Annotated in this window: 18 protein-coding genes; 13 read left to right on the top strand and 5 right to left on the bottom strand. The window is 62.0% G+C overall.

Annotated elements, in window-relative coordinates; translation table 11 throughout:
* Window positions 1–13: 13 nt before the first annotated feature.
* The 5 genes from LNV08_RS21825 to LNV08_RS21805 are packed head-to-tail and all read right to left on the bottom strand — an operon-like array spanning window position 14 to window position 7,219.
* The gene (locus LNV08_RS21825; RefSeq protein ID WP_263535860.1) at window positions 14–2,404 is read right to left on the bottom strand and encodes a glycoside hydrolase family 13 protein; all 2,391 of its coding nucleotides are present in this window, start codon (window positions 2,402–2,404) and stop codon (window positions 14–16) included.
* 7 nt (window positions 2,405–2,411) lie between these two features.
* Complete coding sequence (gene malG / locus LNV08_RS21820; protein ID WP_263535859.1) at window positions 2,412–3,302, bottom strand: maltose ABC transporter permease MalG; 891 nt, start codon at window positions 3,300–3,302, stop codon at window positions 2,412–2,414.
* 9 nt (window positions 3,303–3,311) lie between these two features.
* Window positions 3,312–4,907 (bottom strand): maltose ABC transporter permease MalF, encoded by a 1,596-nt coding sequence (malF, locus tag LNV08_RS21815; protein WP_263535858.1) that lies wholly within the window; start codon window positions 4,905–4,907, stop codon window positions 3,312–3,314.
* Window positions 4,908–4,922: 15 nt separating this feature from the next.
* The gene (gene malE / locus LNV08_RS21810; protein WP_263535857.1) at window positions 4,923–6,107 is read right to left on the bottom strand and encodes a maltose/maltodextrin ABC transporter substrate-binding protein MalE; all 1,185 of its coding nucleotides are present in this window, start codon (window positions 6,105–6,107) and stop codon (window positions 4,923–4,925) included.
* Complete coding sequence (locus LNV08_RS21805) at window positions 6,104–7,219, bottom strand: ABC transporter ATP-binding protein (RefSeq protein WP_263535856.1); 1,116 nt, start codon at window positions 7,217–7,219, stop codon at window positions 6,104–6,106. The genes malE and LNV08_RS21805 overlap by 4 nt, the downstream gene beginning before the upstream one ends.
* 329 nt (window positions 7,220–7,548) lie before the next feature.
* On the opposite strand from LNV08_RS21805, the gene LNV08_RS21800 reads away from it, so the two are divergent.
* The 13 genes from LNV08_RS21800 to LNV08_RS21740 all read left to right on the top strand — a co-directional run bounded on the left by LNV08_RS21800 (window position 7,549) and on the right by LNV08_RS21740 (window position 23,754).
* Entirely contained in the window at window positions 7,549–10,005 is a 2,457-nt protein-coding gene (locus LNV08_RS21800) for a glycogen/starch/alpha-glucan phosphorylase (protein ID WP_263535855.1), read from the top strand.
* Window positions 10,006–10,010: 5 nt separating this feature from the next.
* The gene (gene glgB / locus LNV08_RS21795; protein WP_263535854.1) at window positions 10,011–12,188 is read left to right on the top strand and encodes a 1,4-alpha-glucan branching protein GlgB; all 2,178 of its coding nucleotides are present in this window, start codon (window positions 10,011–10,013) and stop codon (window positions 12,186–12,188) included.
* Between the two features lie 14 nt (window positions 12,189–12,202).
* Window positions 12,203–14,305, top strand: a complete 2,103-nt coding sequence (gene glgX / locus LNV08_RS21790) for a glycogen debranching protein GlgX (RefSeq protein WP_263535853.1) — start codon at window positions 12,203–12,205, stop codon at window positions 14,303–14,305.
* Window positions 14,188–15,840 carry a 4-alpha-glucanotransferase gene (gene malQ, locus LNV08_RS21785; RefSeq protein ID WP_263535881.1) on the top strand — a complete coding sequence of 551 codons (1,653 nt, stop codon included), beginning with the start codon at window positions 14,188–14,190 and terminating at the stop codon, window positions 15,838–15,840. Before glgX ends, malQ begins: the two co-directional genes overlap by 118 nt.
* A gap of 150 nt (window positions 15,841–15,990) precedes the next feature.
* Entirely contained in the window at window positions 15,991–17,037 is a 1,047-nt protein-coding gene (recA, locus tag LNV08_RS21780) for a recombinase RecA (protein WP_263535852.1), read from the top strand.
* 20 nt (window positions 17,038–17,057) lie between these two features.
* A complete protein-coding gene (locus LNV08_RS21775; RefSeq protein WP_263535851.1) occupies window positions 17,058–17,537 on the top strand; it encodes a hypothetical protein in 480 nt (159 codons plus the stop codon).
* Window positions 17,538–17,593: 56 nt separating this feature from the next.
* The gene (gene recX / locus LNV08_RS21770) at window positions 17,594–18,076 is read left to right on the top strand and encodes a recombination regulator RecX (protein WP_263535850.1); all 483 of its coding nucleotides are present in this window, start codon (window positions 17,594–17,596) and stop codon (window positions 18,074–18,076) included.
* 171 nt (window positions 18,077–18,247) lie between these two features.
* Window positions 18,248–18,850: a DUF2889 domain-containing protein gene (locus LNV08_RS21765; protein WP_263535849.1), complete on the top strand. Its 603-nt coding sequence runs from the start codon at window positions 18,248–18,250 to the stop codon at window positions 18,848–18,850.
* Window positions 18,851–18,872: 22 nt separating this feature from the next.
* Entirely contained in the window at window positions 18,873–20,033 is a 1,161-nt protein-coding gene (gene sucC / locus LNV08_RS21760; protein ID WP_263535848.1) for an ADP-forming succinate--CoA ligase subunit beta, read from the top strand.
* Between the two features lie 30 nt (window positions 20,034–20,063).
* Complete coding sequence (gene sucD, locus LNV08_RS21755; protein WP_263535847.1) at window positions 20,064–20,957, top strand: succinate--CoA ligase subunit alpha; 894 nt, start codon at window positions 20,064–20,066, stop codon at window positions 20,955–20,957.
* A 178-nt stretch (window positions 20,958–21,135) separates the two neighbouring features.
* Window positions 21,136–21,867, top strand: coding sequence for a TerC family protein (locus LNV08_RS21750; RefSeq protein ID WP_263535846.1), 732 nt, complete (start codon window positions 21,136–21,138; stop codon window positions 21,865–21,867).
* A gap of 76 nt (window positions 21,868–21,943) precedes the next feature.
* On the top strand, window positions 21,944–22,969 hold the full coding sequence (locus LNV08_RS21745; protein WP_263535845.1) for a serine/threonine-protein kinase: 1,026 nt from the start codon (window positions 21,944–21,946) through the stop codon (window positions 22,967–22,969).
* Window positions 22,966–23,754: a Stp1/IreP family PP2C-type Ser/Thr phosphatase gene (locus tag LNV08_RS21740; protein WP_263535844.1), complete on the top strand. Its 789-nt coding sequence runs from the start codon at window positions 22,966–22,968 to the stop codon at window positions 23,752–23,754. The genes LNV08_RS21745 and LNV08_RS21740 overlap by 4 nt, the downstream gene beginning before the upstream one ends.
* Window positions 23,755–23,762 lie beyond the last annotated feature (8 nt).

The following is a 23,762-nucleotide window of genomic DNA, read 5'->3' as shown; positions in this document are numbered from 1 at the left end:
CTTTATCTTCTTGTCAGTGACTGATCAGCACGCGGCCAAACAAGGGGGGAACGGAGATTTGAAGCTGGCCCTGGTGGTCGGCCTTCAGCCAGCGGCCGCTGAAGGCATCTTTCCAGCGCAGCCCGCGCAAATTCGGCGCTAGCTTCAGCTTGACGGTCTGGGCTTTTGAGTCGTTATTGCTGGCGCTCAGTGCCCAGGTTTTGCCGTCCTGGCGAGCCAGCACGATCACATTGGCGTCCAGGTGCAGTGGCGCTCCGATGGAACCGTGGCGCAGCAGCTTGTGCTTGTGGCGCAGCTGTGTGAGCCTCTTGATATCGGCCAAGAGCGCATTGTCGGGCTGCCCGCCCAGGTCGGCCCAGGGGTAGGTGGCGCGGTTGAACGGATCTTCGCCGCCACCGACACCGACCTCGTCGCCGTAATAGATCGCTGGCGCGCCGGGCAGAGTCATTTGCATGAAGCTGGCCAGGCGCAAACGCTGTTTGGCCAGCGCTTGCGCATCCCGGTCGGCATCGTCCTGCCAGCCCAAATGATGCAGGGCGCGCGCCTGATCATGCGAAGAGAGCAGATTCATCATCGCGAAGAAGGCCTGCGGCGGATAGGCCTCGCGCATCAGCTCGATGTTGGGGTAGAGCTTGCGCGCATCGCCGCCGGCCGCGTAGTCCAGCACGGTGTTGCGGAAGATGTAGTTCATCGACGAATCAAAGCTGTCGCCAAGCAAGAACTTGCTGGCATCGAACCAGGTCTCGGCGATCAAAAAAGCGTCCGCCTTGTGCGTCTTGATGGCCGCTCGCCACTCGCGCCAGAAGTCATCCGGCACCCAGGGCGCCACGTCCATGCGCCAACCAGCCGCGCCCAGGTCCAGCCATTGCAGCATCACCGAGCCTGGGGCGCCGTAGGCAAAGGCACGGAAGGCCGGCGAGCTCTTGTCGATCTCGGGCAGGTCTTTCACGCCCACCCAGCCCTGGTATTGGTCCTCGGGTTTGGCTTGGGCTGCGTCGAGCTTGAACCAGGACGCGTAGCTGGAGGCCGGGTTCAGCGCGCCGTCATCAAAAGCGCCGCCGGCGGGGTAGTTGCCGAAACGGTTGAAGTAGGGCGAGTCGCTGCCGACATGGTTCAGCGAGGTGTCGGGGATCACACGGATGCCGCGCTTGGCGGCTTCGACCGTAAGACGCTTGAAGTCGGCGTTAGTGCCGAAGGCCGGGTCGACTTGGGTGTAGTCGGCGGTGTCGTATTTGTGGTTGCTGGCGGCGCGAAAAATCGGCGTCATATAGATCGCGTTGGCACCCAGTGACTTGATGTAGTCAAGCTTGGCAATGATGCCGGCCAGGTCGCCGCCGAAGAAGTCGTTGTTGTAGGTGTCGTCCGAGCCGTCTTGGGTGTTCGGTTTGGAGGGCTTGTCCAGCCAGTTGGCGTGGAACTCGACGTCCTTGTCCTGGTAATGATCGCGGCCCGGGCGAGGGTCGTTGTCGGTATCGCCGTTGCGGAATCTCTCGGGGAAGATGTTGTAGAACACCGCGTCACGCGCCCAGGCCGGCACCTGGAAGTCGGCCGCATAGACGGTCTGGCGATAGCGCCTGATGCGCTTGGTTTGCTCGGGCAGCGGGTCCACCAGCCCTAGGCCCATGCTGCCTTTTTCACGCGTCCAGTACACCGGGTCACGCTTGTTTTGGTAGACAAAGGTCTTGCCCTTGATCTGGACCTCAAAGTGGTAGCCGTAGATGGCGGGGGCGGCAAAGTTGTGGCTGGCAGACCAGCGCTGCACTTGGTCGCTCTTGCCGACCTTGCTTGCCGTCATCGGCAGACGCGTCGCCTCGCCATACTCCAGCAGCTCTTGATTGCCTTCCAGGCGGCGTTTGGCAATCACCAGCGTGGCCTGCTCGATGCCGGGCAGCGCCCGGAAGCTGTAGCTCACTTGCTTGCCCGGCGTGACAGCGCCAAATGGCGACTTGTCGCGGATGTCGCGCGAGTCGAAGCGGATGCTCAGGGCGACCGGGTCGGTGACGGTAGGCGCGGCAATGAGCTGCGGCGCTTCGCCTGAAAATGGGCTGATTTGAAGGCGAGCCGCGCGACTGTCGCTGAACAGCAGTTGGAACTTGTGTGCACCGCCAAAGCGCTCGCTGAGCGCACCGCCCTTGAGTTTCAATTCTGCCGCGCTGCCGCCAAAGTCTGCGTCGCTCGACCAATCCTCATCGGCGATCTTGAAACTTTGTTCACCGCTCAGCTTGGCGTAGAGCTCATAACGGTCGCAGACATAGACAAAGCGGTGCTCGTCACTGGCGCTCCAGTTGTTAAAGGTGCCGCGCAGAAACAGTTCGCGCTCGCCCAGCGGGCTGGGCTTGCAGCCCTGGGCAAAGACCTGAGCGACGGCGCAGAGCAGGACGGCGCCAATTGCGATTCGACGCATGCCCGACCTAACCCTTGACGCCACCGGCCGTCAGGCCCGAGACGATCCAGCGCTGCGCCAGCAGGAACACCAGCGTGATCGGCAATCCCGAGAGCACGGCTGCGGCGGCAAAGTCGCCCCACAAAAAGCGCTGGTCATGCAAAAAGTACTTGGAGCCCACGGCCAGAGTCAAATGGCTTTCTTCGCGCAGCAGCACCGAGGCGACCGGGTATTCGATGATGCAGCCGATAAAGGCCAGCACGAACACCACCATCAGAATCGGCACCGCCATCGGCAGCAGCACCAGGCGGAAGGCCTGCCAATGGCTGGCCCCGTCGACCTTGGCGCATTCTTCGATTTCGACCGGAATCGTCTCGAAATAGCCCTTGATGGTCCAGATATGGGTGGCCACGCCGCCCAGGTACGCCAGCACCAGGCCGCCATGGGTTTCGATGCCCAGCCAGGGGATGAAATTGCCAATGGTTTCGAAGATCGTGTAGATCGCGACCAGGGCCAAGACAGGTGGGAACATCTGCAGAAGCAGCATCGAATTCAGGATGGGCATCTTGAAGCGGAACTTCAGGCGCGCAAAGCCGAAAGCCGCCGAGGTCGAGATGGCAACGATCAAAAAGGCCGAAATCGTTGCCACCTTGATCGAGTTCCATAACCACAAAAGCACCGGGAAGGGGGGCTGTACCAGGCTGCCATCGGCCGCCTGATAGGGGATGCCCAGCGCCAAAGACCAATGCTCAAAACTGATCTGCGTTGGAATGATGCTGCCTGTGGCGAAGTTGCCGGGCCGCAGGGAAATGCTGATGATGGCCAGCAGCGGGAACAGCGTGATGGCCAGGAAGGCCCACATCAAAGCGTGGGCCGCCCAGACTCGCCAGCGTGCTTGTTTGCCTCGAACGATTGCCATGTGAAGTCCTTAAGCTTGAGCTTTGCGCATCAAGCGCAGATTGATCAAAGACATCGCTGCCACCAGGAAGAAGATCAGCGTCGAGATCGCGGCGGCGAGGCCGAAGTCTGAGCCGGAGTCCTTGAAGGCGATGCGGTAGGTGTAGGACACCAGAATGTCGGTCTGCCCGGCCGGGATCTTGGTGCTCAAGAAATCGGGCCTGCCATCGGTCAGCAGGGCGATCAACACAAAGTTATTGAAGTTGAAGGCAAAGGCACTGACCAGGAGCGGCGCCAAGGGCTTGATGACCAAGGGTGCGGTGATCTTGAAAAAATTGGTCAGCGGGCCGGCGCCGGCAATCGCCGAGGCCTCGTACAGATCTGCCGGAATTGCCTTCAGCAAGCCGGCGCACAGAATCATGATGTAGGGGTAGCCCAGCCAGACGTTGACGATCAGCAGCATGGTCTTGGCCAGCAGCGGGTCGGCAAACCAGGCCGGCTTCACGCCGAACAGCGCGTCCAGAATCGCGTTGATTTCACCGAAGTTTTGGTTGAACAAGCCCTTGAACACCAGGATGGAGATAAAGCCCGGCACCGCGTAAGGCAGGAACAAAAGCGTGCGGTAAGTGGTGCGGCCTTTGAGGTCATCCCAGTTCAGCATCACCGCCAGCAGCATGCCGATGGACGTGGCCAGTACGACGGTCAACAAGCTGAAGATGACCGTCCAGCTGAAGATGGCCAGGAAGGGCCCGCGGAACTCCGCGTCCAGCACCATGCGGGTGTAGTTCTGCCAGCCCACCACGACCTTGAAGCCGGGCTGCAGAATTTCGCCTTCAGCATTTTGAAAATTGCCGATCTCGCGGTTGGCGCTGAAGACTTGGCCATCGGCGAGCCTGGTCAGACTGCCGTCGGCGTTAGCCTGCCAGTTGCGTGTGATGGGGCCGAACTCACGCAGACCCAGATAACGCAAATCGCCCAGACCCGCCGAAGCCGGCAATACTAATTTCAGCTGCATCAAGGCTTCGCGGTGCAGGATTAACTCGTGCAGCGACAAGGCGGGCTGCAGGGGCTGATTGGCGAAGGCTTCCATTTCGACCGCCAACTCTTTGCCCGAGTTGCGCAAAGCAAGCGGTGGCGAGACCCAGGCCGGAGTCTCTTCGGCCCCTCTGAGCGCCAAGCGGAACTCCGACCCAGCGGCATGCAGGGTGAAGGGCTGGGTGAGTTCTTGCACCGCCTCATGCTGATCAAGCAAATAGTCGCGCACGCGCTGCTCGCTCAAGAGATGCGCCGAGGAGTAGTTGGTGAAGCCGATCTGCGCCGTGTAAATCAGCGGGAAGGCAATGAAGATCAGCATGCCGGCGATGCCGGGGAACAAGTAGCGGTAAGCAAAGCCTGCATTGCTGACGTAGACGTAAAACGCAGCCGCGAAAAAACTCAGGGCGCCGACCGCCCACCAAGTCTGGCCGGCGGCGTGGATCATGAAGACCATGTACAGCGAGGCCAGCATGGCCGCGCCTGTGAGCGGCCAGCGCAAGGCCTGCAGCGCGCGCTCCAGCGCGGTGGGAGGCAGCTTGCTGTAGGCGCTGAGTGCGCCCAGGCTTGTGGATGGTTGGGGTGCGGCGTTCATGTGTTTTTCTTGTACTTATTTGGCGGTCTTCAGCAGCATTCGGGCCGAGGCGCCGTCGAGCGCATCCTTGGGGCTTTGCAGGCCGTTGGTGATGGCCTCAAGCGCTGCGTCCATCGCGGTCCAGAAGCGCCCGACCTCGGGGATGTTGGGGATGGCCTCGCCCAGGCGCGCGTTCTCCATGCTGGCTCGGATCAAGGGGTTGACCGACAACTCGGCGTAGAAAGCCTTGTTGGCAGGCACGCCGATCGGCACATCGGCGTCCAGAATCTTCAGCCCTTCCGGGCGCATCAAATGGTTCTCAAGGAACTCGCGCGCGATGTCTTTCTGGGTGCTCGGTGCGGCGATCATGCAGCCGAGTACGCCGACAAAAGGCTTGGAGGGTTTGCCCGCGACCACGGCTGGGATCGGCGCGACGCCGAAGTCGATCTTGGCTTTCTTGGCGTTGTCCCAGGCCCAGGGGCCAGAGATCATCATCGCCACATCGCCCTTGGCAAAGCCGCTTTCCATCTCGGCATAGCGTGCGCCCTTGGGCATATGGCCTTCGCGCAAGAGGCGGGCAATCAACTCGGCGCCGGCCAAGGCGCCGGCATTGTTGACACTGACCTGGTTGGCATCAAGCTCGCCCTTGGCGTCGCGGCCAAAGATCTGTCCACCAGCGCCGGCCAGGATGGACCAGGTGAAAAAGCTCTTGTTGTAGTCCCACAAAATCGCGTGCTTGCCTTGCTTTTGCAACTGCTTGTCGAGCGCGATCAGCTCATCGAATGTGGCCGGTGGCGTAGGCACCAAGGCCTTGTTGTAAATCAGGCCGGTGGTCTCGATCGCGATCGGGTAGCCCCAGATCTTGCCCTGGTAGGCGAAGGCCTTCCAGGCCGCTTCTTCAACTTCCTCAAAGAGCTTTTTGCTCGGGCGCAAGGGCGTCAACAGGCCCGATTTGGCCCATTCGCCGACCCGGTCATGCGGCCAGCAAAAAATGTCCGGCCCCTTGCCCGCGCCGGCAGCTTGCTGGAATTTGTCGGTCGCATCGACCGGATGCTCGACCACGACCTTGACGCCCGAGGCCTTGGTAAACGCATCGCCGACTTGCTGCAGGCCGGTATAGGCCTTGTCGCCGTTGATCCAGACCAGCAGTTTGTGATTACTGCCAGCGTGAACGGCGCCGCTCAATAGCAAGGCGAGCAGTGGGAGGGCGCTGCCTTTCATGTCGGCGTCCCGCCCAGTCGTGGCAAGGCCACGCCCGCCGCGTCAAATACATAGCAGGCCTCGGGCGGCAGGCTCAGGCGAATGTCCTGGCCGGCGCGGATGCGCGTGCGGCCGTCGAATTCACAAGTTAGTGCATCCTCGACGCCCGGGTAGGCGCAATAAGCGTGCGTGGCGCTGCCCAAGGCTTCGACAAAGGTGACCGTGCATTGAATCGCGTTGACCGCCTCGGCCGCAGCTTCGCAAACGACGAAATGCTCGGGCCGCAGGCCCAGCGTGACCTTGTCGCCGGGTTTGGCGCTGGCGGCATGGACAGCCGCGCTGACCACCGCGCCGCTGGCCAAGCGCAGCTTGGCGCCTGCGGCATCTGCTGACACCACCTCGGCCTCCAGGAAATTCATCTTCGGCGAGCCGATGAAACCGGCCACAAACAAATTGACCGGGTGCTCATACAGCTCCAGCGGCGTGCCGACCTGCTCGATGCGGCCGGCATTGAGCACGACGATGCGGTCGGCCAGCGTCATCGCCTCGACCTGATCATGGGTCACATAGACCATCGTCGTCTTGAGCTCTTCGTGCAGCTTGGCGAATTCGTAGCGCATGCGCACACGCAAGGCGGCGTCGAGGTTGGACAGCGGCTCGTCGAACAAAAACACTTCGGGCTTGCGCACAATCGCGCGCCCAATCGCGACGCGCTGACGCTGGCCGCCGCTCAAGTCTTTGGGCTTGCGATCCAGCAGATGCTCGATGTGCAAAATCTTCGCGGCGCCGCGCACAGCGGCCTCGATCTCGGCCGGCGGCACCTTGGCCAACTTCAGGCCGAAAGCCATGTTGTCGTACAGATTCATATGCGGGTAGAGCGCATAGCTCTGGAACACCATTGCAATGCCACGCTCGGCCGGGGGCACCTCGTTGACCACGCGCCCGCCAATGCGCAGCTCGCCGCCGGTGATCTCTTCCAGGCCGGCGATGGTGCGCAAGAGCGTCGATTTGCCGCAGCCCGAAGGGCCTACAAACACCATGAACTCGCCGTCGCGAATTTCCAGGTCTATCCCATGCAGGATCTTGACCTCGCCGTAGGCCTTGGCCACGCCGCTGAGTTGAACATCTGCCATATCTTTGTCTCACGCCTTGTCTTATCTTGGAGGCAATATACCGTTCAAGATGTAGTTTAACAACAGCAAAACTACCTAGGGGCCAGGACTTTGTGGTGGCAAACCTAGGTGTGAGTGAAAAATTCGGGCTTTCACTATGTAGTGAAACTACACAAAATCCTTCGAGTAGGCGATACTTTGGGCCAAGCAGCCATCGCCGAGGGCTTCTTGCCTCGCTAAAGCAGTGCAGCCTGCAAGCTCCGCTGCGATCAAGACCGATTGTCAAGGCCATGAATTCGACCATGCAAAAAATTGCCCCAAGTATTAACAGCGCAAAGAGCGCCAGCCCTATGACTTCCAACGCAGTCCAAAAAGCCGCCCTCAACGAACAATTTGCACTGGCCTATGGCGCTGAGCTGGCGCAGGCCAGCCAGCCCACAGCGGCCGTTGCCATGCGGGCCGCCGCCACCGCGGCGCGCGGCTTGTTGGCCGAGCGGTGGGCGCGCACGCAGGCTGAGGACGCCGCGCGCGACTCTGTGCCGGGTGCTGCGCATCCGGTGCGCCGTGTGCATTACCTGTCGATGGAATTCCTGATGGGGCGTGCCTTGTCGAACGCGCTGGCCGCCCTGGGCTTGGAGCCCGAGCTGAATCGGCTCGTGGCCGCGCAGGGCCAGCAACTCGGCAATGTGCTGGAGCGTGAGCCCGACGCGGCGCTCGGCAATGGTGGCCTGGGCCGCCTGGCTGCATGCTTTCTGGATTCGTTTGCCGAGTTGGGCCTGCCTTCTTTCGGCTATGGCCTGCGTTATCAATACGGCATGTTTGCCCAGGCGATTCAAGACGGACGCCAGGTCGAAGCGCCGGACGACTGGATGCGCCTGGGTCAGCCCTGGGAAGTGCCGCGCGCCGATGTGCGCTATGCGGTCGGCTTTGGCGGCCGGGTCACGGTGGATGAAGCCGGCCAGCGCCATTGGCTGGCGGCCGAGCAGCTCGAAGCGCAGGCCTTTGACTTCATCGTGCCGGCACACCACAGCGAGCGCGTCTCGACGCTGCGCCAATGGCATGCGACTGCTGCCGCGCCCATCGACTTCAAGGCTTTTTGCGCCGGTGACTATGCCGGCGCGGCCCGTCACCGCGTCGCCGCCGATGCGCTGAACTGGGTGCTCTACCCGGACGACAGCAGCGAAGCGGGCCGCGAGTTGCGCCTGAAGCAAGAAGCCTTCCTGGTCAGCGCCTCGCTGCAAGACGTGATCGCTCGCCATCTGCGTGAAGCGGGCAGTCTGGATGGTTTGGGGCGAAGCAATGCGATTCATCTGAACGACACCCACCCGGCGCTGGCCCCGGCCGAGCTGATGCGCTTGCTGCTGGACGAGCATGGCCTGGGCTGGGATGCCGCCTGGAAGATCACGCGCCAAGCGGTGTCCTATACCAATCACACCTTGATGCCAGAGGCGCTGGAGACCTGGGCGCTGTCGCTGTTCGAGGCGCTGCTGCCGCGCCATCTGGAAATCATTTACGAAATCAACGCGCGCTTCTTGAATGAGGTGCGTGCCAAATTCCCCGGCGACGACGCCTTGCTGGCGCGCGTGTCGCTGATCGATGAAGGTCGCAATGGAGGCGAGCGGCGCGTGCGCATGGCGGCCTTGGCCATCGTTGCCTCGCACCGCGTCAACGGCGTGGCCGCGCTGCATTCGGAGCTGATGGTGCAGACCATTTTTGCCGACTATGCGGCCATCTTCCCCGGTCGTTTCCATAACGTCACCAATGGTGTGACGCCGCGCCGCTGGCTGCAGCAGGCCAACCCGCAGCTGTCCACCTTGCTGGACGCGCGTATCGGCAAGGGCTGGCGCCAAGATCTGGCCGAGCTGCGTGCCTTGACGCCGGCCGCCTCGGACGGCGCCTTCCGCCAGCAGTTCCAGGCCGTCAAATTGGCCAACAAGCAGCGCCTGGCCGACCTGATCCGCCGCGAAATCGGTGTACAGGTCGATCCGAGCTGCCTGTTCGATGTGCAGATAAAACGCATCCATGAATACAAGCGCCAGCTCTTGAACATCTTGCATGTGGTCGCGCGTTATCAGGCGATCTTGGCCAATCCTGACGCCGCCTGGGTACCACGCACCGTCATCATTGCCGGCAAGGCGGCCAGCGCCTATGTGATGGCCAAGTCCATCATTCAGCTGGCGCACGATGTGGCGCGCGTGGTCAATAGCGACCCGCGTGTCGGCGACAAACTCAAACTCGTCTATCTGCCCAATTACGGCGTTAGCCTGGCCGAGGTGATCATCCCGGCGGCCGATTTGTCCGAGCAAATCTCTACCGCCGGCACCGAGGCTTCGGGCACCGGCAATATGAAGTTCGCCCTCAATGGCGCGCTGACGATAGGCACCTGGGACGGCGCCAATATCGAGATGGCCCAGGCCATGGGTGAGGAGAATATGTTTGTCTTCGGTCTGCGCACCGAAGCGGTCGCTCAGATCAAGGCGCTCGGTTACGACCCGCGCCTGTATATGGAGCAAAACGCGCAACTGAAGCGTGTCATCGAAAGCATCGCCGCTGGCGAGTTCTCATCCGGTGATGGCGGGCGTTACCGCGCCTTGACCGAGATGCTGTTGAACCGGGACAACTACCTGTTGATGGCTGACTTTGCCGCTTATGTCGACAAGCAGCTGGAAGTGGACGAGCTCTATGCGCAGCCCGAGGCCTGGGGTGCCAAGGCGATTTTGAATGTGGCCGGCATGGGAGACTTCTCCAGCGACCGCACGATTGCCGAGTACGTTGACCGCGTTTGGTCGGTCGCCAGCCTGGGCTGAACGTGATGTTGGCGCAGCGCGAGGTCGATCAGTTGCTGGGCGGGCGGCATGCCGACCCGTTTGCGGTCTTGGGCCTTCATGCGGACTCTGGCGGTCGCATGTGGCTGCGCGCGCTGCTGCCGGGCGCGCGTTCGGTGGACCTGCTGGAGGCCGGCAGCGACAAGCTGGTCGCCAGCCTCAAGCTGCGTCATCCGGACGGGCTGTTCGAAGCCCCGGCCGGGCGGCGCCGCAAGCGCTTTGATTACCGCCTGCGCGTGTGCTGGGGCGATGGCAGCGAGGGTGTTTATGCCGATGCTTATGCCTTCGGTCCGCAATTGCCCGAGCAAGATCTGAGCCTGTTGGCGCGTGGCGAGCACCCGCGGCCCTTCGAGGCGCTGGGTGCCCATCCTCTTATCTTGGGTGATGTAGCCGGCGTGCGCTTTGCAGTCTGGGCGCCAAATGCCAGCCGCGTCAGCGTGGTCGGGAGCTTCAATGGCTGGGACGGCCGGCGCCATGCAATGCGGCGGCGCCACGAGAGCGGCGTCTGGGAGATCTTTGTGCCGCATGTGGCGGCGGGCGATCTCTACAAGTTCGAGTTGCTGGATGCCGGCGGGCAGTTGCTGCCGCTGAAGGCCGACCCCTTTGCCCGCGCCGCGCAGCTGCGCCCCGACACGGCCAGCATCGTCGCCAGCGCTTTGGCGGCGCCTATGGCTTTGCCGGTCGAGCGCGCGGCGGCCAATGCACGCTCGGCGCCGATCTCGATTTACGAAGTGCATGCCGCCTCCTGGCGGCGCGGCGCGGCGCAGTTTCCGACTTGGGATGAGCTGGCCGAGCAGTTGCCGGCCTACGCCGCCGAGATGGGCTTCACGCATTTGCAGCTGATGCCTATCAGCGAGCATCCGTTTGATGGTTCCTGGGGCTATCAGACGCTGGGCCTGTATGCGCCCAGCGCACGCTTCGGCCCGCCCGAGGACTTTGTCCGTTTTGTGGCGGCCTGTCATGCGCGTGGCCTGGGGTTGCTGCTGGACTGGGTGCCGGCGCACTTCCCCTCGGATGCCCATGGTTTGGCGAATTTTGATGGCACGCAGCTGTACGAATATGCCGACCCGCGCGAGGGCTTCCATCGCGACTGGAACACGCTGATCTACAACTTTGGCCGCAACGAGGTGCGCCAATTCCTGGTCGGTAATGCGCTGTATTGGACCGAGCGCTGGGGTGTGGACGGTCTGCGTGTCGATGCGGTCGCGTCCATGCTTTACCGCGACTATTCGCGCCCGGCCGGTGAGTGGGTTCCGAATAGCGAAGGCGGGCGCGAGAACTTCGAGGCGATCGCCTTGCTGCGCCGCATGAATGAGCAATTAGGCTTGCATGCTCCCGGCGCCATCACGGTGGCCGAAGAGTCGACCAGCTTTCCCGGTGTGTCGGCGCCGACCTCGGCCGGCGGCTTGGGCTTCCACTACAAATGGAATATGGGCTGGATGAATGACACGCTCAAATACATGCAGGAAGACCCGGTTCACCGCCGCTGGCACCATGACAAGATGACCTTTGGCCTGGTCTATGCCTTCAGCGAGAACTTTGTGCTGCCGATCTCGCACGACGAGGTCGTGCATGGCAAGGGGGCTATGTTGGGCAAGATGCCCGGCGACGCCTGGCAGAAGTTCGCCAATCTGCGCGCCTATTACGGCTTTATGTGGGGTCATCCGGGCAAGAAGTTACTGTTCATGGGCCAGGAGTTCGCTCAAAGCAGCGAATGGAATCATGACGCCGAATTGCCTTGGGCGCTGCTGGAGCAGCCCGCGCATGCCGGCGTGCAGCGCTTGGTGCGCGATCTCAACCAGCTCTACCGCCAGCAGCCGGCGCTGCACCGGCTTGACTGCGAGGCTGCCGGCTTCGAGTGGCTGGACGCGGCGGACGCCGAGCATTCGGTGCTGGCCTGGATGCGTAAAGACGCTTCTGCACCACCTGTCCTCGTCGTGAGCAACTTCACCCCGGTGCCACGCCATGGCTACCGCCTCGGCGTGCCAGCTGGCTATGCGGGCTGGACTGAAGCCCTGAACACCGATTCTGCGCATTACGGCGGCAGCAATATGGGCAATCAAGCCGGACAGCTGCTTGCCGAGCCCGTGGCCACACAGGGCCAAGCGCAGTCGATTGTGCTGAGCTTGCCGCCGCTGGCATGCCTATTTCTTGTGCCTGCTTGAGACCCTGTTGATTTATGTCTGCATTGCCAACAAAACTTTTACCCGGGCGCCACGAGCCATTGGGCGCCACGCCGCGCGACGGTGGCATCAATTTCGCCGTGTTCTCGGAAGGTGCGACGCGCATCGAGCTGTGCATCTTTGATGCCTCGGGCCAGCGCGAGTTGCGCCGCTATGAGCTGCCCGGCCATGATGATGCGGTCTTCCACGGCTTCTTGCCCGGCCTTGGCGCTGGTCTTGTCTACGGCCTGCGCGCCCATGGCCCTTACGCGCCTGAGCATGGCCATCGTTTCAACGCGCACAAGCTGCTGCTCGACCCCTATGCGCGCGAAATCGTCGGCCATTTCAATTGGGGCCCCGAGCAACATGGCTATGAGTTGGGCCATCCGGACGGCCCGCGCTCCTTCGATACGCGCGACAACGCCTTGCAAGCACTGAAGGCCCGGGTGGCGCCAGGCTTGGAGCCCGCCAGCAGCCCGCGCCTGAATGCGCCGCGCCATGCCACCTCTGACTTGGTGCTGTATGAGGTCCATGTGAAAGGCTTTTCCAAGCAGCTGCCGGGCGTCCCGGCCGAGCTGCAAGGCACTTATGCCGGTCTGGCGCATCCGGCCGCGTTGGCGCATTTCAAGGCGCTGGGCGTGACGACCCTGTCTTTGCTGCCCGTCCACTTCCACATCGACGAGCCACATCTGGCCGACCTGGGCAAGCCCAATTACTGGGGCTATAACAGCCTGGGTTTTTTCAGCCCGGACCCTGGTCTGGCGCAGGCCCGGCACCGGGACGACCCGACCGCCGTGCGGGAGGAGTTCCGTGCGATGGTGCGCGGGCTGCACGCGGCCGGGCTGGAGGTGGTGCTGGATGTGGTCTACAACCACACGCCCGAAGGCAATGAGTTCGGCCCGACCCTGAGCTTGAGGGGCTTGGACAATCGCAGCTACTACCGTCTGGTTGCCGATGACAAAAGCCGTTATGAGAATGTCAGCGCCTGCGGCAATACCGTCAACTGCGCCCATCCACGTGTCGCGCAGCTGGTGCTGGATTCGCTGCGCTACTGGGTCGGCGAGATGGGCGTCGACGGCTTCCGGTTTGATTTGGCACCGGTGCTGGGCCGCACCCACCATGGCTTTGACCCGCAAGCGGCTTTCTTTACCGCCTTGCGCCAGGACCCGCTGCTGGCCGGCGTGCATCTGATCTCGGAACCCTGGGATGCCGGCCATGAGGGTTACCAGGTCGGGCGCTTCCCCGGCCGCTTCCTGGATTGGAATGACAAGTTCCGCGATGCGGTGCGCGGCTATTGGCTGCGCTCGGACAAGCCCAGCGTCGGCCGCGGCGAGTTGGCGCGGCGTTTCATGGCCTCAAGCGATCTGTTCCACCACGGCAGCCGCCGGCCCAGCGCCTCGGTCAATTTTGTCTCTGTGCATGATGGTTATGTCTTGGCCGATGTGGTGAGCTTCTCGACCAAGCACAACTACGCTAACGGCGAAAACAACCGCGACGGACGTGATGGTGAGCTGTGCGCCAACTTTGGGTTTGAGGGGCCGAGCGATGACGCCACTATTCGCGCCACCCGTCTGCGCGTGCGCCGCGCGATGCTGGCCACCTTGCTCTTGGCTCAGGGCACGCCGATGCTGTGCGCGGGCGATGAGATCGGCAACAGCCAGGGCGGTAACAACAATGCCTATTGCCAGGACAACGCGACGACCTGGCTGAGCTGGGCCGAAGCTGAAGCAGATACGCAAGCTTTTGTCGCGCAGCTCTTGGCGCTGCGCCGCCAAGAGCCTTTGCTGCGACACGATGCTTGGTTTGCCTCCACTGGCGACTCCGCTGCACGCCTGCGCTGGTTCACGCCGGCGGGCCAAGAGATGCAGCAGCAAGACTGGTTTGATGCTTCCAGCCATGCTTTCGCGGCGCAGATGTTCGAGGCCGGCGCCAGCCAGCCGCGCCTGATGGTGGTGTTCAACCCCGAGCCCCAAGAGCTGGCCTTCAAACTCAGCGGTGGTGCCTGGCGCTTGGCGCTGGACAGCAGCGCCGTGCTGCAGCCTTCGGATCATCAAATCTTCAACGCAGGTCAGACAATGACCATCCCCGGACGCAGCTTGCTCTTGCTGCGCCACGACTGACTGAGAAACGACGCCATATGAACCTCAATCAACGCTCCGCCGGCGTGCTTTTGCACATCACTTCCTTGCCCGGCCCACATGGCACGGGTGACTTCGGCCCCGATGCTTTTGCCTTTGTGGATTGGCTGCATAGCGCCGGCCAGAGCATCTGGCAGTTGCTGCCGACCACGCCGATAGGCCCCGGCGATTCGCCTTACCAAGGCGTGTCCGCCTTTGCCGGCAGCCAGTGGATGGTGGCGTTTGAGCCGCTGATCGCCAAGGGCTATTTGGCGCCGCCGCATTTGCCGACCGACGGCTTTGACGCACAAGTAGTCGATTACGGCCGCGTGCTGCCCTGGCGCGAGCAGCAGCTGCGCTTGGCCTCCGCAGGCTTCTTCGCCAAGGCCAGCGCCGAGGACCGCGCCGCCTTTGCCGACTGGTGCGAGGCCCAGCAAGGCTGGCTGGATGACTACGCTTTGTTCATGGCGATCCGCTCGCCGCTGAATGGTCTGCCTTGGTGGAGCTGGGCGCCGGCCTTGGCGCGGCGCGAGCCTGAGGCCTTGGCCGCAGCGCGGCTCAGTCACGCCGATGAATACCGCTTCTGGCAGTTTGTGCAATGGGCATTTGACAGCCAGATCGGCGCGCTCAAGGCTTATGCCAATAGCAAGGGCGTCTCCATCATGGGCGACCTGCCTATCTTCGTCGCGCATGACAGCGCCGACTGCTGGTCGCGCCCCGAGCTCTATCACCTGGACGAGAATTTCCAGACCACGGTGGTGGCCGGTGTGCCGCCCGACGCGATGTCGTTGGAAGGCCAGCGCTGGGGCAACCCTCTTTACCGCTGGGAAGCGATGGCGGCCGACAACTACGCCTGGTGGACGGCGCGCGTCAAACGTGCGCTGAGCCAGGCCGATGTCTTCCGCATCGACCATTTCCGTGGCTTTGCCGGCTATTACGAAATCCCGGCCAGCAGCCCCGATGCGAAGCAAGGCCAATGGATCACCGGCCCTGGCCAGGCCTTGTTCGACGCCATCGCGGCGGCGCTCGGCGCTTTGCCCATCGTGGCGGAAGACCTGGGTTTCATCACGCCGGATGTGCATGCGCTGCGCGACGGCTGTGGCTTCCCTGGCATGAAGATTTTGCAGTTCGGCTTTGGCGGCGACGCGACGCATGAGTTCTTGCCGCATATGTGGCCGCGCAACTGTGTGGTCTATACCGGCACGCATGACAACGACACCGTGCGTGGTTGGTGGGACAAGGCCGCGCCGCATGAGCGCGCCTATGCCGGCGCCTACCTGGCTTGCGGCGAGCAGGATGTGCACTGGGCGATGATCCGCGCCTGCTGCAATTCGGTCGCCAATATGGCGGTGTTCCCGCTGCAAGATGTCTTGGGGCTGGGCGGTGAACACCGGATGAATGTGCCCGGCGTCTTGGGCGGCAACTGGAGCTGGCGCTTCACTTGGTCGATGTTGGGGGCCGAGCCGACCCGCGTGCTGGGTCTGATCTCGGCGGCCAGCGGGCGGGCGCCGATTGGCTTGCTGAAATTGCCAGCCTAAGCCAGGAGTTTTTCTGGATGTAGCTCACCCTATGAGCTACTGGCTTTGTACGATGGATGAACTTGCTGGCCTTTTGGCTGCAATCTCAAAAACTACTGTACAAAACCTCAGGTTGCGCCATAATTCGGCCAGCTCATTCAGGAGAACTTCATGGACGCCCCAGTCAAAACCGCCAACACCGTCAACCCAGAGAAGGCCAAGGCCTTGCAGGCCGCGCTCAGCCAAATCGAAAAGCAATTTGGCAAGGGCTCCATCATGCGCTTGGCCGATGGCGAGGTGATCGAGGACATTCAGGTTGTCTCCACCGGCTCCTTGGGCTTGGACATCGCGCTGGGCGTTGGCGGCCTGCCGCGCGGCCGGGTGGTCGAGATTTACGGCCCGGAATCCTCGGGCAAGACCACGCTCACGCTGCAGGTGATTGCCGAGATGCAAAAGCTCAGCGGCGTTTGCGCCTTCATTGATGCCGAGCATGCGCTGGACATTCAATATGCGCAAAAGCTCGGCGTCAATCTGCAAGACCTGTTGATCAGCCAGCCCGATACCGGCGAGCAGGCGCTCGAGATCGTCGACGCGCTGGTGCGCTCCGGCGCGGTTGACCTGATCGTCATCGACTCGGTCGCGGCCTTGACGCCCAAGGCCGAGTTGGAAGGTGAAATGGGCGACTCGCTGCCCGGCTTGCAAGCCCGTTTGATGAGCCAGGCGCTGCGCAAGCTGACCGCCACCATCAAGAAGGCCAATTGCATGGTCATCTTCATTAACCAGATCCGCATGAAGATCGGCGTGATGTTTGGCAGCCCCGAGACCACCACCGGCGGTAACGCGCTGAAGTTCTACGCCTCGGTGCGCTTGGACATCCGCCGCATCGGCTCGATCAAGAAGGGCGATGAAGTGATCGGCAGCGAAACCAAGGTCAAGGTGGTCAAGAACAAGGTCGCGCCGCCGTTCAAGACCGCCGAATTCGACATTCTGTACGGCGAGGGCATCAGCCGCGAAGGCGAGATCATCGACATGGGCGTGATCGCCAAGGTGGTCGAAAAGTCCGGCTCCTGGTATGCCTACAACGGCGAGAAGATCGGCCAAGGCAAGGACAATGCGCGCGAATTCCTGCGCGAGAACCCCGATATTGCGCATGAAATCGAGAACAAGGTGCGCGACTCGCTGGGCGTGCCCCTGTTGGCAGGTAGCGCCGCTGCTTGAAGCTTCGTGAGGCGCCGAGCATGAGCGGTCCAGCCGCCGACTTGAATCTGGTGCAGCGCTTTTGGGCGCTGTACCAGGCGCGTGAATGGGCCGCCGCGCAAGCCTTGCTGCATCCGGAGGCCCATTGCCAGTGGTGGGCGACGTCTGAGCGCTTCGAGGGCGCTGCGGCCATCGTCCATGTCAATGCCGTCTACCCCGAGGGCTGGGCGATTCATCTGCTGGAGTTGAATGCACTCGGCACTGGGGGCCAAGCGTCGGCGTCAGCGGACGCTCAGCCGCGCCGGCGCGTGCACAGCTTGGTGCGGGTTGATCATGGCGCTCAGTCTTTTTACGCCAATAGTTTCTTTGGTCTTGAGCGAGACTTGATCGTCAGCATTGACGAATATTGGTCGGATACGCAGGCTGCGCCGGCTTGGCGGCAGAACGGCAGCTTGCCGGGTTTGATTCCTATGGCAGTAGATCAGCGGCAGGGCCTGTCGCTGCAAGTCGCTGCGTCCTGATAGAACCGAAGTGGCCCCGCCTTGCTGCTGGCCTGCCATGCGCTGCACAAACAGAAATGAAACCGCTGTCCTTGAAAATGCGCGCCATTTCCCTGCTGTCCCAGCGCGAGCACAGCCGAGTCGAGCTTCGCCGCAAGCTACAGAACATTCTGCGCAAAGCTGCTCCGGCCGCTGAAGGCGAGCCTAGCCTTGTAATGGATGCCCAGGCCGAACTCGACTTGTTGCTGGACTGGCTGCAGGCACAGGGTTATTTGAGCGATCAGCGCTTTGTCGAGTCCCGGGTGCATGCGCGAGCCTCGCGTTATGGCAGCTTGCGTATCAAGCAAGAGTTGGCTCAACATGGGCTGAGCTTGAGTGCCGAGGCAATGTCCGAGCTCAAGGCGGCCGAGCTTGAGCGCGCCAAAAGCATCTACTTACGCAAATTCGGAGCCTATGCGCCGCCCGATGCGGCGGCCAAGGCCAAGCAGATGCGCTTCATGACGGCGCGCGGCTTCAGCCCCGAAACGATTCGAAAGCTGCTGCGTTGGGACGACGATTGAAGCTTGTCCAGCCTCACAACATCGCGCAAAAAGCCAGGGTTCATGCTCGTCTTGACAGTTTCGCGAAAGCCTTGCGGCGGCGCAGCATGCTACATTGTGAGCCTGCACATGTCCCTGCCTGCCGACCATTTGGGCCGCAGGCAGTGTTTTGTGTGAAGCCGTTTTCAAGACATGCCCCTATCCAATCCTTTCGCCGAGCGCCGTTTGATGCATCGCCGCGCCATTGATGTGCAGGTGTTCGCGCGCGCCGACGGCTTGTACGACGTCGACGCCGAGTTGACGGACACCAAAACGCGCGATATGGCGGTTGCCGGCGGTACGCGCCTGGCGGGCGAACCCATCCACGCGATGCAGTTGCGCCTGGTGGTGGACGACAAGACCAATATTCTGGAAGCTGGCTCACAAACCAGCTGGATGCCTTACCCCGGCGCTTGTGACCAGCATGGCGATGCCTACGCGGCCTTGGTCGGACTCAATTTGATGCAGGGCTTCAGGCTCGGTGTCAAAGAGCGTTTGGCGGGCATCAAAGGTTGTACCCACCTGACCGAGATGTGTCAGGTGTTGCCATCCGCCGTGATTCAGGCCTTTGCCGGCATCGTGCTGGACACGCGCGAAGGCGGTGCCGACGGCCAGGCGCCGTTTCAACTCAATCGTTGCCACGCACTTCGCATTGACGGGCCAACGGTGCAAACTCATTACCCTCGCTGGTTTCGCAACAGCTCGGCCCTGACGGCCTTGCCCGCTGCGATGCCCGCTTCCACCTCCTCTTCCTGACCTTTCCAAAAGCGAGACCCCTATGAAGATTCACGAGTACCAGGCCAAGGAAATCCTGCGCCAATTCGGCGTGCCTGTGCCGCGTGGCATTCCTGCCTTCACGGTGCAAGAAGCGGTCGAAGCCGCACAGAAGTTGGGCGGCCCGGTCTGGGTCGTGAAGGCGCAGATCCACGCCGGTGGCCGCGGCAAGGGCGGCGGCGTCAAGCTGGGTCGCTCGCTGGAAGACGTCAAGGCACTGTCCGAACAGATCCTGGGCATGCAACTGGTCACGCACCAGACCGGCCCCGTGGGCCAGAAGGTTCGCCGCCTGTACATCGAAGACGGTGCCGACATCAAGAATGAGCTCTACGTCTCGCTGGTCACCGACCGCGGCACGCAGAAGGTCGCCTTCATCGCTTCAAGCGAAGGCGGCATGGACATTGAGGAAGTGGCTCACTCCACGCCCGAGAAGATCATCACCGAGATGGTCGACCCGCTGGCCGGCCTGACCGAAGCGCAATCGCGCAAGATCGCCGCCGCCATCGGCCTGACCGGCGCTTCGATCGACCAAGCCGTCGATATCTTCGCCAAGCTCTACAAGTGCTTCATGGAGACCGACGCGTCGCTGGTCGAGATCAACCCGCTGAACTGCGACTCCAAGGGCAATCTGATAGCCCTGGACGCCAAGTTCAATTTCGACGCCAACGCCTTGTTCCGTCATCCGGAAGTCGTCGCTTACCGCGACCTGGACGAAGAAGATCCAGCCGAAGTCGAAGCTTCCAAGTTTGACTTGGCCTATATCTCGCTGGACGGCAATATCGGCTGCCTGGTGAACGGTGCCGGTCTGGCCATGGCCACCATGGACACTATCAAGTTGTTTGGCGGCGAGCCGGCCAACTTCCTGGACGTCGGCGGCGGCGCCACCGCCGAGAAGGTCACCGAAGCCTTCAAGATCATGCTGAAGAACCCGGACGTCAAGGGCATCCTGGTCAATATCTTCGGCGGCATCATGAAGTGCGACACCATCGCTGAAGGCGTGATCACCGCGTGCAAGGCCGTGAACCTGTCCGTGCCGCTGGTGGTGCGCATGAAGGGCACCAACGAAGACCTGGGCAAGAAGATGCTGGCCGAATCCGGCCTGCCCATCATCGCCGCCGATTCGATGGCCGAAGCCGCGACGAAGATCGTCGCCGCCGTTGCTTAATCTGGCTTAGGCCCACAAGGATAAGAAATCATGTCGATCTACATCAATAAAGACACCAAGGTCATCACCCAAGGCATCACGGGCAAGACCGGTCAATTCCACACCCGCGGCTGCCGCGATTACGCCAACGGCAAGAATTGCTTCGTCGCCGGTGTGAACCCCAAGAAGGCCGGCGAGGACTTCGAAGGCATCCCGATTTACGCCAATGTGACCGAAGCCGCACAAGCCACCGGCGCCACCGTGTCGGTGATCTATGTGCCGCCAGCCGGCGCAGCAGCTGCGATCTGGGAAGCTGTCGAAGCCGACTTGGACTTGGCCATCTGCATCACCGAAGGCATCCCAGTCCGCGACATGCTGATGATCCGCAACCGCATGCGCGCCAAGGAAGCCGCCGGCGGCAAGCGCACTTTGTTGCTTGGGCCTAACTGCCCAGGCCTGATCACCCCGGACGAAATCAAGATCGGCATCATGCCCGGCCACATCCACCGCAAGGGTCGGATCGGCGTCGTTTCGCGCTCCGGCACGCTGACCTATGAAGCAGTGGCTCAGCTGACCGAAATCGGCCTGGGCCAGTCCAGCGCCGTCGGCATCGGTGGCGACCCGATCAATGGTCTGAAGCACATCGATGTGATGAAGGCCTTCAATGACGACCCGGACACCGACGCCGTCATCATGATCGGTGAAATCGGCGGCCCGGACGAGGCCGAAGCTGCGCGCTGGTGCAAAGACAATATGAAGAAGCCTATCGTCGGCTTCATCGCTGGTGTCACAGCACCTGCGGGCAAGCGCATGGGCCACGCCGGGGCCTTGATCTCCGGTGGCGATGACACCGCTGACGCCAAGCTCGCCATCATGGAAGCCTGCGGCTTCACGGTCACGCGCAACCCGTCGGAAATGGCCAAGCTGCTGAAGGGCTTGCTGTAAGGCTTTTAATGATTCTGTGCCAGCCCGGGCGGTGTACCGGCCGGGCCGATGCGCAACATTCGAAAAGGGGCATTCGCCCCTTTTTTCATTCTTAAGCTCGCACTTGCGCTGCTTCGTTATAGTCGGCGGCTGTCAAGACTGCTGCAACTGACAACCCAGGCTACGGCCCCTTTTATTGATGGATACCCTTTTAAGTCCCGAGTTCTGGTTGGCCGTCGGTCAGATCATCATGATCGACATCTTGCTCGGCGGCGACAACGCCGTTGTGATCGCCTTGGCTTGCCGCAAGTTGCCGGCTGCCCAGCGCACCAAGGGCATCATCTGGGGCACGGCCGGCGCAATTGTTTTGCGTGTGCTGCTGATTTTCTTCGCGCTGACCTTGCTGCAAGTGCCCTATCTCAAGATCGTCGGCGGCCTGCTCTTGGTCTGGATAGGTATCAAGCTGCTCGTGCCCGAAAACGAGGAAGAGCATGCTCAGATTCAGGCCAGTGACAAGCTATGGGCGGCGGTCAAGACCGTCATCGTGGCCGATTTTGTGATGAGCTTGGACAATGTGATCGCGATTGCCGGCGCGGCCCAAGGCGCGGGCGGCGACCACCAAATGCCGCTGGTGATTTTCGGTCTCCTGGTGTCGATTCCCATCATCGTCTGGGGCAGCCAGTTGGTGATCAAGCTGATGGATCGCTTCCCGGTAGTCATCACCGTAGGCGCGATGCTCTTGGGTTGGATCGCCGGTACGATGATTGTTGGCGATCCGGCTTTGAAGGCCTGGGTGCCGACTCAGCCGGGGGAGCAAGCCGGCAGCGCCATGGTTGTGCCGGCGTGGCATTACGGCTGCGGAGTTGTTGGCGCCTTGTTGGTGCTGGCTGCGGGCAAAGTATTGGCGGCTCGAAGCAAAAAAACCGACTAGGCAAAAGGGCGCACGAATGAAGGGCTTCTGGCGGCGAATTCTCGGTAAATCCAGCTCTCCGGCGGGGGGCGAATCGATGCTGTCAGCCGCCGATGGGGCATCCGTTTTAGCTGTTCAAGCCACCAAGGTGGCCGTCGGCCTGCAGGGTTACGAGTTGCAGCGCGAACTCGGTCGGGGCGCGATGGCGGTGGTTCACTTGGCCCGTCAGCTCAGCAACGGCCAACTGGTCGCTATCAAGCGCCTGTCGCTGCAGCGCGAATTTGCAGCCGAAGACTTGGTCGATGTACGCCAGCGCTTCATGCGCGAGGCGCGCGCCGCCGGGCATCTGCATCACCCCGACATCTTGCAGGTGCTCGATGCCGGTGAAGCCGGTGAGGACGCCTGGATCGCGATGGAGTTCGTGCAGGGCAAGGATCTCAGCCATTACACCCGTGCGGATCAACTGCTGCCGGCGCGTCAAGTGATTCGGATAGGCGCCCGGCTGGCGCGGGCCTTGGACTATGCGCACCGGCAAGGGGTGGTGCACCGGGACATCAAGCCGGCCAATGTGATGTTGGATGTGCAAAACGATGTGCTGAAGGTGATGGACTTTGGCATCGCCCGCATTGCCGACGGCAGCCGCACGCGTACCGGCTTGGTCCTGGGCACGCCTTCCTTTATGTCACCCGAGCAATTGGCCGGGCTCAAGGTGGACGGGCGCAGCGACCTTTACTCGCTGGGCGCCATGATTTACCAATTGCTGACCGGCCATCTGCCCCATCAGTCGGACTCGATGGCGCGCTTGATGTACCAGATCGCCAATCAGACACCGGCCGATGTGCGTCATTACCGGCCCGGCCTGCCCGAAGCCTTGGCCTTGGTGTTGGCGCTGGCGCTGGAGAAACGCCCCGAGTTGCGCTATGCCAGCGGCGAGCAGATGGCGCAGGATCTGGACGCCGTACTGTTGATGCAAGGATGGGACGAAACGACTGCGCCCCCTGCGCCGGCACAAATCCCCAGCGAGGCGATTGAAACTGCCGATTCTTTCGCACAAACAGTCCGCTTAAATACGCAGGAAGCAGGGCAGAATCCTGCAGAACTGCAACCGAAGACAAAGCCATGACCCTGGAGTTTTTCAGCGCCACCGATGTGGGCCGCGCACGCGACAACAATGAAGACTCGGTCGCCATGGACGAGGCGGTCGGATTGGCTGTGCTGGCCGATGGCATGGGCGGCTACAACGCCGGTGAAGTGGCCAGTCAGATGTTGACCAGCTTCATCCGCGCCGAGCTCGGCCGCTGGCTGAAAGAGTCGGCCAGCAGCGCCAGTGCTGTGGATGTGCGGCGGGCGATGGACATCTGTGTTGATAATGCCAACCGCGCGATCTTCAACGCCGCCAACACCAACCCGCGCTATGCCGGCATGGGCACGACCTTGGTGGTCGGCGTGTTCCGCGAGGAGGGCCTCTTGATGGGCCATGTCGGTGATTCGCGTGCTTACCGCATGCGTGCCGGCCATCTGACGCAAATCACCCGTGACCACTCGCTCTTGCAGGAGCAACTCGATGCCGGTCTGCTGACCGCTGAAGAAGCAGCCCAGTCCAGCAATAAAAATTTGGTCACCCGCGCTGTCGGCGTCGAGGATTCGGTGATGCTGGAGCTGCATTTGCATGAAGTGCAGCCTGGGGATGTCTACCTATTTTGCTCGGACGGCCTGTCCGATATGCTGGACGATGCAGCCATCTGCCAGTTGCTCTTAAACCACCCATCTTTGTCGGAAGCGGCGCAGGCCTTGATTGACGGCGCCAATGACATGGGTGGCCGAGATAATATCGCCCTGGTGTTGGTTCGCGCCGAAGGTCGGGTCAAGCCAGAGGGCCGAGCTTGGTGGCCGTTTGGGCGGCGCTGAACTGGGCT

The sequence above is a fragment of the Paucibacter sp. TC2R-5 genome (assembly GCF_025717605.1).
Lineage (GTDB): Bacteria > Pseudomonadota > Gammaproteobacteria > Burkholderiales > Burkholderiaceae_C > Paucibacter_A > Paucibacter_A albus.
The sequence above is the reverse complement of the archived record's forward strand: the minus strand, read 5'-3'. Positions and strand labels throughout refer to the sequence as shown.